The organism is Curvibacter sp. T50 (assembly GCF_057219955.1).
The window spans coordinates 580139-591934 of sequence record NZ_JBXVVU010000001.1; the positions used below are offsets into that span (position 1 = coordinate 580139).

11 protein-coding genes are annotated in these 11796 nt (G+C 57.6%); all 11 read left to right on the forward strand.

Annotated features, from left to right (window positions below; genetic code table 11):
- The first annotated feature begins 9 nt into the window (after nucleotides 1-9).
- The gene (gene rlmN / locus AC2EBU_RS02745; RefSeq protein WP_484608849.1) at nucleotides 10-1161 is read left to right on the forward strand and encodes a dual-specificity RNA methyltransferase RlmN; all 1152 of its coding nucleotides are present in this window, start codon (nucleotides 10-12) and stop codon (nucleotides 1159-1161) included.
- Nucleotides 1162-1190: 29 nt separating this feature from the next.
- A complete protein-coding gene (pilW, locus tag AC2EBU_RS02750) occupies nucleotides 1191-1994 on the forward strand; it encodes a type IV pilus biogenesis/stability protein PilW (RefSeq protein WP_484608850.1) in 804 nt (267 codons plus the stop codon).
- 43 nt (nucleotides 1995-2037) lie between these two features.
- Entirely contained in the window at nucleotides 2038-2955 is a 918-nt protein-coding gene (locus tag AC2EBU_RS02755; protein ID WP_484608851.1) for a helix-turn-helix domain-containing protein, read from the forward strand.
- A gap of 2 nt (nucleotides 2956-2957) precedes the next feature.
- The gene (gene ispG / locus AC2EBU_RS02760) at nucleotides 2958-4229 is read left to right on the forward strand and encodes a flavodoxin-dependent (E)-4-hydroxy-3-methylbut-2-enyl-diphosphate synthase (protein ID WP_484608852.1); all 1272 of its coding nucleotides are present in this window, start codon (nucleotides 2958-2960) and stop codon (nucleotides 4227-4229) included.
- A gap of 2 nt (nucleotides 4230-4231) precedes the next feature.
- The gene (gene hisS, locus AC2EBU_RS02765) at nucleotides 4232-5566 is read left to right on the forward strand and encodes a histidine--tRNA ligase (RefSeq protein WP_484608853.1); all 1335 of its coding nucleotides are present in this window, start codon (nucleotides 4232-4234) and stop codon (nucleotides 5564-5566) included.
- Nucleotides 5566-6246 carry a YfgM family protein gene (locus AC2EBU_RS02770; RefSeq protein ID WP_484608854.1) on the forward strand — a complete coding sequence of 227 codons (681 nt, stop codon included), beginning with the start codon at nucleotides 5566-5568 and terminating at the stop codon, nucleotides 6244-6246. Before hisS ends, AC2EBU_RS02770 begins: the two co-directional genes overlap by 1 nt.
- Nucleotides 6243-7391 (forward strand): outer membrane protein assembly factor BamB, encoded by a 1149-nt coding sequence (bamB, locus tag AC2EBU_RS02775; RefSeq protein WP_484608855.1) that lies wholly within the window; start codon nucleotides 6243-6245, stop codon nucleotides 7389-7391. Before AC2EBU_RS02770 ends, bamB begins: the two co-directional genes overlap by 4 nt.
- A gap of 16 nt (nucleotides 7392-7407) precedes the next feature.
- Complete coding sequence (gene der / locus AC2EBU_RS02780) at nucleotides 7408-8742, forward strand: ribosome biogenesis GTPase Der (protein ID WP_484608856.1); 1335 nt, start codon at nucleotides 7408-7410, stop codon at nucleotides 8740-8742.
- A 106-nt stretch (nucleotides 8743-8848) separates the two neighbouring features.
- Entirely contained in the window at nucleotides 8849-9097 is a 249-nt protein-coding gene (gene hfq / locus AC2EBU_RS02785; RefSeq protein ID WP_484608857.1) for an RNA chaperone Hfq, read from the forward strand.
- 88 nt (nucleotides 9098-9185) lie between these two features.
- The gene (gene hflX, locus AC2EBU_RS02790; protein ID WP_484608858.1) at nucleotides 9186-10340 is read left to right on the forward strand and encodes a GTPase HflX; all 1155 of its coding nucleotides are present in this window, start codon (nucleotides 9186-9188) and stop codon (nucleotides 10338-10340) included.
- 93 nt (nucleotides 10341-10433) lie between these two features.
- Nucleotides 10434-11792 (forward strand): FtsH protease activity modulator HflK, encoded by a 1359-nt coding sequence (gene hflK, locus AC2EBU_RS02795; protein WP_484608859.1) that lies wholly within the window; start codon nucleotides 10434-10436, stop codon nucleotides 11790-11792.
- Nucleotides 11793-11796 lie beyond the last annotated feature (4 nt).

Below are 11796 nucleotides of genomic sequence, written 5' to 3' on the forward strand. Positions count from 1 at the left end.
GTGACTGCGATGGCGATCAACCTTCTTGATCTGGATCACGAAGGTCTGGTCGCGGTCTGCAGTTCGTTCGGCGAGAAGCGTTTCCGGGCGACGCAGTTGTTTCGGTGGATTCACCAGAAAGGAATCGCCGATTTTTCCGCAATGTCCGACCTGGCCCAGTCGTTTCGAGAAAAGCTTTCGAACCTCGCCCGAATCGCGGCGCTGCCGGTCGTCAGTCAGCACCAGTCCGGTGACGGGACTATCAAATGGTTGTTTGATGCCGGCGAGGGAAATGCCGTTGAGGCTGTTTTTATTCCCGAGGCTGATCGAGGGACTTTATGCATTTCATCCCAGGCGGGATGCGCGGTCGGTTGCCGATTCTGCTCGACAGGGCACCAGGGGTTCAACCGGAACCTGACATCGGGAGAAATCGTTGCCCAATTGTGGTTTGCCGAGCGATTCCTTCGCCGCCACGTTGGTAAGGATGAGCGCATCATCTCCAATGTTGTCCTTATGGGGATGGGCGAGCCCCTTCAAAATTACGGCAATCTGGTGCCTGCTTTGCGTGTCATGCTGGACGACAATGCCTACGGCATTTCTCGCCGTCGGCTGACCGTATCTACCTCTGGGGTGGTACCGATGATTGACCGCCTCAGCGCGGATTGCCCTGTAGCCCTGGCCGTCTCGCTCCATGCACCAAACGACCTGCTCAGGGACCACTTGGTTCCATTGAATCGTAAATATCCGATTGATGAACTGATGCATGCCTGCAAACGTTACCTTGAGTTTGCGCCTCGCGATTTCATTACTTTCGAGTATTGTCTGCTTCAGGAAGTGAATGATTCGTTGCAGCATGTCGACGAACTTGTCAGCCTGATTCGCCGTATCGGTATCCGTTGCAAAGTCAACCTCATACCGTTCAACCCGTTTCCCGGCTCCGGATTGATGCGGTCTAGTCCCGAGCGTATCGACATGTTCTTCAGGGCATTGTCCGGTGCTGGAATCGTGACGACGATCCGCAAAACCCGCGGAGACGACATCGACGCGGCCTGTGGTCAACTTGCGGGGGAAGTTCGCGACCGAACAGGGGCAGTCGAACGGATGGCCAAGCAGCGAACAGTTTTCCCGATCGCGCCGATAAGCAGTTCAACGTCCGCGAAGCAAGGGACGGTCGCCCGTTAATCGGCAGGCAAACCGTTGCAGGAGCATTGATGGCAAGCTGGAAGAAACTCACCGTATCCCTCAGCGTGTTTGGATGTCTGCTGGGCGTGTCCGGTTGCGCGACTGATCGCTCGAAAGACGAGTGGACTCCCAATGTTGTCACGCCTTCCGACGAGACGGATACCCGGCGGCGAGCCCGAATCAAGCTAGAGCTTGCCTCAGGGTATCTCGAAGCCGGAAAACCGGAAATTGCGCTTGACGAGGTGAAACAGGTTTTGGCGCTGGAGCCGGATTTCGCCGACGCGCACAATCTGCGTGGCCTTATCTTCCTGCAACTCAATGATTTGCGCACCGCTGAAGATTCGCTGCGACGAAGTGTCTCGCTGAACGGGCGCGATCCAAATACTTGGCACAATCTGGGCTGGGTGTACTGTCAGCAGCAGAAATGGGCGGAAAGTAACTCCGCCTTTCAGCGCGCCTTGGCTCAACCTAATTATGCGGGGCAACCGCGTACCCATCTGTTAATGGGACTTTGTCAGGCCCGTGCCGGGCAGATGGCTGATGCGGTGAGAAGTTTGACACGTTCCGTCGAAATGGATCCGGCAAACCCACTTGCGGCTTATAACCTCTCGCTCCTTCTATATCGAAGTCACAACAATCAGCAGGCGCAGTTCTATATTCGCCGTTTGAATAACTCCGAAAGTGCCAATTCGGAATCCTTGTGGCTTGGTATCCGTATAGAGCACCGTCTTGGAAACGCTGACGCAGTAAAGCAGCTCGCTGACCAACTCAAACGTCGCTTCCCTCAGGCTCAGGAGCTTGGGAAGTATGAGCGGGGACTCTTCGATGAATGAGTCGGGACAATCTGTGCAATGTGAGGGGCCGGACCAAGCCCTGATGGTTTCCGCAGGCGCCATGATTCGAGGCTACCGCGAAAAGTCGGGGGTGCACATTGCCGCGCTTGCTGTCGCCCTGAAAATCCCGGTGCGCAAACTGGAGGCCCTGGAGGCTGATCAATGGGGGCAGTTGTCGGACCTGACATTCGTACGCGCCTTGGCCGCGAGCGTTTGTCGGCATCTGAAAGCCGATCCGGTACCGGTATTGGCACTTCTCCCCGCCGTTGCCAAAAACGTTGAGTTACCCCAGACCAATGTTGGTCCAACATTTCCCAGGGAAGTTGTTCCGGCGGCCGTACGTTTTGGCTCTGGTCCTTTGCCGCATGGTCTGATCGTTGCGGTAGCGATTCTTCTGGTCGGGGCGGCCATTCTCTGGTTTTGGCCTTTTCATGCATCGGTAACCAATGAACGCGTCAGCAACAATCCAGGAGGCGCTTCGCGCTCGGAGGTTTCGGCTCTGCCGGCAGTTTCAGAGGCAGTAGTCGATCGGGCGAAGATTTTGCAGCCCTCGCCGCAGGCAAATGCGGAGCGATCAATGCCAAACCGGGAAATGGGGACAACTACGGTTCCGAGCTCGATACCCGCGATGGCTACGGCGCAGCTCAATTCCGGCAGACTGGTCAGCCCTCAGACGATCGACGCCAGGACGTTACCGCCGGTTGACGGCGCGGGTTCGGACGCCGACGCATCCGTGGTTTTCTCTGTGTCCGATAGCTCCTGGGTACGTGTTGTCGACAATTTTGGTGCCCCGCTGATCAGTCGAATGCTTGCGCCAGGCGAGACCGTTCGGGTCTCTGGGCGCCCCCCGTTGGGTGTAACGGTCGGTAACTCGGACGCCACACGTGTGATGGTTCAGGGAAAGGCGTTCGATTTGAAAGTGGTCGCAAAAGACAACGTGGCCCGTTTTGAAGTGAAGTGATCATGAGCCTCGCATCCACAAGCGTTAGTGACAAGGGCGTTCATACCTTACGCAGTGATGTGCGGTGGGGCAGTCACGTCGTTACGGTCGGGGGCGGCGCTCCGGTGCGTATTCAGTCGATGACCAACACCGACACGGTCGACTCGATCGCAACCGCGATTCAGGTTAAAGAGCTTTCTCTGGCTGGTTCCGAGTTGGTTCGAATTACGGTCAACACGCCGGAAGCGGCGAGGGCTGTTCCGTATATCAGAGAGCAGCTTGACAGGATGGGCATCCCGACACCGCTCATTGGCGATTTTCACTTCAACGGTCATCGGCTCTTGACAGACTTTCCTGAGTGTGCCCAGGCGCTTTCGAAGTACCGGATCAACCCTGGAAATGTCGGCAAGGGTGACAAAAGGGACCGCCAGTTCGGACAAATGGTTGAAGCTGCGATGCGATGGGACAAGCCGGTGCGAATCGGCGTGAACTGGGGTAGCCTGGATCAGGAGTTGCTCGCGGAAATGATGGATTCCAATCTCCGCTCGGCTTTTCCGCTGAGTGCGGCCGAGATCATGCATGAAGCGCTGATCGTGTCCGCCATCACCTCGGCGGAACGGGCCACAAACATGGGCTTGCGGCCCGAACAAATCATGCTTTCCTGCAAGGTCAGCGGCGTCCAGGACCTTATCGCTCTTTATAGGAAGTTGTCCAAGCGTTGCAACTATCCGTTGCATCTCGGATTGACAGAAGCGGGCATGGGAACGAAAGGAACGGTCGCCTCGACGGCTGCATTGTCCATCCTGCTTCAGGAGGGAATCGGCGATACGATCCGCGTTTCCCTGACCCCGCTCCCCGGCGAGTCACGCACTCAGGAGGTTGTTGTTGCGAGCGAGATTCTCCAGGCCTTGGGCTTGCGCAGCTTTGTCCCGAGTGTCACTGCGTGCCCCGGTTGTGGACGGACAACGAGCACAGGTTTTCAGGAGTTGGCCAAGCAAATCGATGATTACCTTCGCGCGCGGATGCCGGAGTGGAAAGGGCGATATGCGGGTGTCGAGAAAATGAAGGTTGCTGTGATGGGCTGTATTGTTAACGGCCCCGGTGAAAGCAAGCATGCTGACATCGGCATCAGTCTGCCGGGAACCGGCGAGGCTCCGATCGCACCGGTCTTTATTGATGGCGAGAAGCGGATGACCTTACGAGGCGACAACATCGCGACGGAGTTTCAAAGCATTGTGGATCAGTATGTCGCTTCGCGTTTTGGCGTGTCCGCGAAAATCGGTACTTCGAATTGAAAATGAATGATCAACCCAACCCCCACCCGTCGATGAAAAAATTGGCAGGTGTGAAAGGGATGAATGACATTCTTCCCGACGAGTCCTTCGAATGGGAATGGCTCGAAGAGGTCGTCCGCAGCCTGATGCGACAGTACGCCTATCGCAATATACGCACCCCGATACTGGAGCATACGCAGCTATTTGTAAGGGGCATTGGCGAGGTCACCGATATTGTCGAGAAGGAAATGTATTCCTTCGAAGACCGCCTTAATGGCGAGGCCTTGACGCTCAGGCCCGAAAATACTGCCAGTGTCGTCCGATCGGTGATTGAACATTCTTTATTGCATGAAGGTGGCCGGCGTCTGTACTACATGGGTCCGATGTTTCGGCATGAGCGGCCTCAGCGAGGTCGATATCGACAATTTCACCAGATTGGCGCCGAAGTCCTGGGATACAGCGGTCCAGAGGTAGACGCCGAATTGATCCTACTCGCATCCGCACTGTGGCGTAAGTTGGGGTTGCACGATGTCAGGCTGGAGCTCAACAGTCTCGGTCAAGCGTCCGAACGCGCGACCTACCGTGATGCATTGATTGGATATCTCGAAAGGCATCGCGATGCGTTGGATGAGGACGCATGCCGACGCCTCTACACTAACCCGTTGCGGATACTGGATTCCAAGAACTCGCAGCTTGCCCCAGTCCTGGCGTCGGCACCGCGACTTTTTGACTTCCTTGGTGCAGCCTCAAAGGCCCATTTCCAAGCGCTCACGGATATTCTTGACGCCAATGGCGTTGCCTACACGCTCAACCATCGTCTCGTACGGGGGCTGGACTACTACAACCTAAGCGTTTTCGAGTTCGTGACAGACCGGTTGGGAGCCCAAGGAACCGTGTGTGCCGGTGGACGCTATGACGACCTGATAGCGCAGGTTGGTGGTAAATCTGCTCCGGCTGTGGGCTGGGCGCTGGGTGTGGAGCGAATTCTTTCCTTGATGAAGGAATCGGGTCGCACTCTGGATGAACCGCTGCCTGCTGCTTTTGCAATTGTTCCTGACGCTGCTGCATTTCCTGTCGCGATGAAGGTCCTGCAGCAACTGCGCGAACTTGGACTTAGCATTCAGATGCACGCGGGATCGGCGTCGGGCCTTGGCAGCATGAAATCCCAGTTCAAGAAAGCCGACAACTCTGGCGCTTCCTACGCACTGATCTTCGGCGCTGAAGAGCTTGCGCGAGGATCGGTTGCAATCAAGAGTTTGCGTGACGGCGTGGGACAGCAAAGCACCTGGATGCTGGACCAGCTTCCAGCATGGGCGGCAACCCTACAATCCCAGTCTCCCTCTCCAACGAATCTCTAATGGCCAAGCATCTCGACCTCGAAGAACAGGAACAAATTGACCAGCTCAAGCATTTCTGGAAAACCTACGGCAATCTGATTACGTGGGTCCTGATTGTTGTGTTCGGTGCGATTGCCGCGTGGAACGGTTTCAATTATTGGCAGCGCTCGCAAGCGACCCAATCGGCCGCAATGTACGACGAGGTGGAAAAGGCGGCACGTGCCAATGATGTTGTCCGTCTTGAACGCGCCTTTGCCGATATGAAAGAACGCTTCGGCAAGACAACCTATGCACAGCAGGCTGCCTTGCTGACGTCGAAGGCTCTTCTTGATTCAGGAAAGGCTGACGGGGCGGAAGCGGCTCTTTCATGGCTTGCAGAAAGCGCCTCGGACCCCGCCTACCGGAGCATTGCAAGGCTTCGCCTTTCCAGCCTGATGGTGGACAGGAAGGCCTATGACGCCGCGATGAAGCTCTTGACCGAAGAAGTCCCGAAAGAGTTTGCCCCCCTGGTGGCGGACCGAAAAGGCGATCTTTTCGCTCTTACGGGTAAGCAAGCCGAGGCCATAACAGAGTATCAGCGTGCCCTCGCGCTGATGGACAAGGATTCCGACTACCGTCGAATTGTTGAAGTGAAACTGGGCGCGGCAGGTGGCGCTTCGAGTTCTGCGATCAACGAAAAGCCCCCCGGGAAAACCCCATGACCTATTCAGTCAACGGCGAATACCCGCCGCTTCTTTGGGCGCGTGTTGGCGCACTGGCATTGGTTGCGCTTATTGGCGCCTGCTCATCCGGGCCCGAAAAACCCAAACCGACCGAACTGGAAGCTGCAGTCTCCTTGTTGGGTGTGCGTCAGATATGGACCACGCGAACTGCGGAAATCCAGACTCCCATGAGTCCGATTGCGGTCGGCGGTCGGCTGGTCATTGCTGGTTCAGATGGGAGCGTAGCCGCGCTTGACCCAGACACTGGTAACGCTATTTGGAAGGGCGGGGCGGGTGAGCCTGTCTCTGCTGGTGTCGGCAGCGACGGACGAATCGCAGCCCTGGTGACACGGCAAAATCAACTGGTGGTTTTCGAGGCGGGAAAGGAACTCTGGCGGCAAAGATTGTCGTCCCAGGTCGTCACCGCGCCACTGGTAGCGGGCGGGCGTGTCTTTGTCCTCGCTGGCGACCGCACTGCCTCGGCATACGATGCGGCCAGCGGACATCGACTTTGGTCGATCGCCAGGCCAGGAGATCCGTTGCTGTTACGCCAACCCGGCGTACTTACTGCGGTTGGTGACACGCTGGTAACCGGTTTCTCAGGGCGCCTCATTGGACTGAATCCCAGCAACGGTTCCACCCGATGGGAGGCCCCGATCGCGAGCCCGCGCGGCACCAATGATATTGAACGGCTCGTCGATCTGGTCGGTCCGTTCAGTCGCGAAGGCAACTCGATCTGTGTGCGAGCCTTCCAGACAGCGATCGGCTGTGTTGACGCCAGCCGTGGCAATGTTCAATGGACCCGATCCGCAACGGGTTTTGCCGGGATTCACGGAAATGACACAACTCTGTTCGGAACGGAGAGCGACGGACGGGTCATCGCCTGGCGGCGGCAGAGCGGCGAGAGACTGTGGAGCGTCGATCGACTGAAGCACCGTGGGCTGACCGCACCGTTGGCTCTCGGTCGATCGGTGGTTGTTGGCGATAGCGCGGGCATGGTCCATTTCTTGTCACGTGACGACGGAACACTCCTGAACCGCCTTTCGACGGACGGCAGCCCGATTGTGGTAGCCCCTTTGCGTGTAGGCGAGACCCTTGTAGTCGTAACTCGCAATGGCGGCGTCTTCGGGTTCCGCCCCCAGTAATAGACTCGAAGCCCCAGTGAAGCCGGTTCTTGCTATTGTTGGCCGACCAAATGTTGGCAAATCGACCTTGTTCAACCGGCTCACCAAATCGCGGGACGCAATCGTTGCCGATTTTGCCGGGCTCACGCGTGACCGGCATTACGGCAACGGACGTCTTGGGAAGCGGGAATTCATTGTCGTTGATACCGGGGGCATAGAACCGGAATCGGCCGATGGCATTTTTCGGGAAATGGCGCGCCAGACCCGGCAGGCGATCGCCGAAGCAGATGTTGTGGTTTTTGTGGTGGATGCCCGCCAAGGTCTGTCGGCGCAGGATCACGAGATCGGACGATATCTTCGCAAGTTGGGCAAACCGACCCTACTGGTTGCCAACAAGTCAGAGGGTATGCAAGAAGGAGCGCATACCGCCGAGTTCTTCGAACTGGGGCTCGGGGCGGTAATTCCTGTTTCGGCGGCACACGGCCAAGGCATTCGCAGTTTGCTCGAAACGGCCTTGGACCAGGTTCCGCTGGAACCCGCCGAAGACGAAGAAGCCAACTCCGATGTTGCAGCTATCAAACTCGCAGTAGCCGGTCGCCCGAATGTTGGCAAATCAACTCTGATCAATACATGGCTTGGCGAGGAGCGATTGATTGCCTTTGACATGCCAGGGACGACCCGTGATGCGATCCGTGTTCCGTTCGAGCGTGACGGACAGCAATTCGAACTCGTAGATACCGCAGGTTTGCGGCGCAGGGGAAAAGTCTTTGAGGCTATTGAAAAGTTTTCGGTGGTAAAGACCCTGCAGGCCATCGAGTCAGCGCATGTTGTCCTGTTGCTGCTGGATGCGACGCAAGGCGTCACTGACCAGGATGCGCATATCGCCGGTTATGCGCTAGAGAGCGGGCGCGCGGTTGTTCTTGCGGTCAACAAATGGGACGCCGTCGACGACTACCACCGCAACCTGCTGCAGCGATCTATCGAGCAGCGCCTGGCCTTTCTGCGCTTTGCGTCGGTACATTTCATCTCGGCCCGTAAGCGGCAAGGACTCGGACCACTATGGAAGTCGATACTCGACGCCTACCGGGCAGCGATGTGCAAGATGCCAACTCCGGTGCTGACACGCCTGCTACTGGAGGCAGTTCAGTTCCAAAGTCCGAAAAAAGTCGGCATGTTCCGCCCTAAACTGAGATACGCCCACCAAGGGGGAATGAATCCACCGGTCATTGTGATCCACGGAAACTCGCTGGAACACGTTCCGGAAGCCTACAAGCGCTTCCTGGAAGGCCGATTTCGCAAGGAATTCAACCTGGTTGGTACACCGCTGCGGATTGAAATGAAGACAACTGTCAACCCGTACGCCGAAAAATAGCGCCGAATCGGCGCTTTCCGCTTCAGTAAGCAGCCTTTTGTCCGCCAAGGAATGCTGCCTGTGGTAAGGTCGACCGCTTAGTAACTACTTGAACACGGAGAATATCGTGAGCAATAAAGGGCAACTTCTGCAAGACCCGTTCCTGAACATTCTGCGTCGGGAGCACGTACCGGTATCGATCTATCTGGTCAACGGCATCAAGCTGCAGGGCCAGATTGAATCTTTCGACCAGTACGTCGTGCTTCTCAGAAATACCGTAACGCAGATGGTTTACAAGCACGCGATTTCCACCATCGTGCCCGGTCGGGCAGTCAACTTCACGGTTGCCGACACCCCTGAATCCGCTGCAACTTGACACGACCCCGATCGCGCGGCCCGTTCATTTCAAGATGTGGTCGTTCACCCCGCGTCCGAAATTTGGGTATGAAGCGCCCGCTTGATCTGTGAGTCCTCCGAAGGTCATACTGGTCGGAGTCGATCTGGGCCAGGATCATTTCGATATGGGCTTGGTTGAACTGGGTCTTCTGGCTGGCACCGCGGGGATGGAGCCCGTCGCGCGCCTTGTCTGCAAACGTCGGGCGCCTGACGCGGCCCTGTTTGTCGGTTCCGGAAAGGCCGACGAACTTCGGTTGCTCGCCCAGATGGAGGGCGCGCACGAAGTACTTTTTGATCAGACCCTCAGTCCCGCGCAGCAACGCAATCTCGAGCGGCATATCGGTCTGCCCGTAAACGATCGAACGCTGCTTATTCTGGAGATATTCGCCCAGCGCGCCCGAAGCCACGAGGGCAAATTGCAAGTTGAACTTGCGCGATTGCAATACGTCAGCACGCGACTTGTGCGCCGATGGTCTCACCTTGAGCGCCAGCAGGGGGGCATCGGAACCCGGGGTGGGCCGGGGGAGACCCAGATCGAACTTGATCGGCGCATGATTGGCGACGCCATCCGGCGTACCCGTGAACGTCTCGAGAAAGTCAAGCGTCAGCGTGCTACGCAGCGTCGGCAGCGCAACCGTCGGGATGTCTTCGGCGTTTCTCTGGTGGGTTACACCAATGCCGGAAAGTCCACGCTGTTCAATGCCCTGGTCAAAGCCCGGGCCTACGCGGCAGACCAGTTGTTTGCGACGCTTGACACGACAACGCGAAATCTGTTCATCGTCGAGGCGGGCCGTTCCGTATCTCTTTCCGACACAGTGGGGTTCATCCGTGATCTCCCGCACGGCCTGATCGAAGCGTTTGCTGCAACTTTGCAGGAAGCAGCGGATGCCGATCTCCTCTTGCACGTTGTTGATGCCGCAAGTCCCGACTTCATGCAGCAGATTGCTCAGGTTCAGCGGGTTCTGCGGGAGATTGGCGCAGGCTCGGTGCCGCAAATACTCGTTTTCAACAAACTCGATGCCATTGCGTCCGACAGGCGTCCAATCCTGCTTCAGGATCTCTATGAACTGGATGGAGTTCCGGTGCCCAGAATCTATCTCAGTGCTTCCAGCGGTGAGGGATTGAGTCTGTTGCGCCAGTCTCTCGCGGACGCTGTGCTCCGGTCCTATTCCACTGCTGCTGGGACGGAATGCCGTGCCGAGGCGGATGCACCTACCTCCTGATTGGGCACAATCAGGCCTTCGCTGAAACGATCGAAATCAATGACAATCCCGCTTCACTCCCGATGGGCGGTCCTCCAAGGCCGCATTCGAGGCATGTTCAACCTCAACGATCCCCGGTGGGGACGTGGCGACGACAAGGCCGATGGCGAGCGTCCGAACGACAAGCCGGAAGCACCATCGCCCGCGCAAGAGCCGCCTCAGTCGTCTGACCCACGCCGTCCGACCCAAGGCGGGAACAGTGGCCCTCCTGATCTGGACGAGTTGTGGCGCGACTTCAATCGCAAACTCGGGGGATTGTTCGGTGGCAATCGTTCCGGTGGTCGGGTACCTGGTCGTGCCAATCCCCCACCTCCAGGCGGGGGCGGTGGGGGTGGTTTCCAGCCGGACATGAAGAGCGCAGGCATCGGCGTGGGGTTGATCGCCGGCGTTGCCGCATTGATCTGGCTCGGCACCGGTTTCTTCATCGTGCAGGAAGGCCAGCAAGCTGTCATCACCCAGTTCGGCAAATACAAATCCACAGTGGGCGCCGGTTTCAACTGGCGGCTGCCGTACCCGATCGAACGCCATGAGCTGGTTTTTGTCACCCAGATCCGCTCGCTGGATGTCGGTCGAGACACCGTAATCAAGGCAACGGGGCTGCGCGAATCGGCGATGCTGACTGAAGATGAAAATATCGTCGAAATCAAATTTGCCGTGCAATATCGTCTCAACGATGCGCGCGCGTTCCTTTTCGAAAGCCGAAACCCGACCGAGGCGGTCGTCCAGGCCGCTGAAACGGCCGTGCGTGAGGTAGTCGGAAAGATGAAAATGGATTCAGCGCTCGCTGAAGAACGTGACCAGATCGCCCCCCGGGTCCGCCAGTTGATGCAAGCTATCCTGGATCGATACAAAGTCGGAATCGAAGTCGTCGGAATCAACCTCCAGCAAGGTGGGGTGCGGCCACCCGAACAGGTGCAGGCTGCGTTCGATGACGTGCTCAAGGCCGGTCAGGAGCGCGAACGTGCCAAGAATGAGGCTGAAGCCTATGCCAACGATGTCATTCCCCGCGCCGTCGGCTCCGCGTCTCGACTGAAGGAAGAGGCCGAAGCCTACAAGTCGCGGATCGTGGCCCAGGCTCAAGGTGATGCGCAGCGGTTCCGGGCCATCCTGACGGAGTATCAAAAGGCGCCGCAGGTTACGCGCGACCGCCTCTACTTGGAAAGCATGCAGCAGATGTATGGCAACGTCACAAAAGTCATGATTGAAAGCCGACAGGGCTCCAATCTGCTGTATCTGCCTCTGGAAAAAATCATGCAAATGAGTACAACGACCACAGAGTCGGCCATCGCGGCCAGCCCCGCGGCGGCGCCTGGTGGCAGCAACCCACCGGCCCAGACGACCGCACCAGCGACTCCCTCGGGCGACGCGCGCTCCCGCGACACGGCGCGCAGTCGTGAGCGCGAAAACCGTTGAGGAG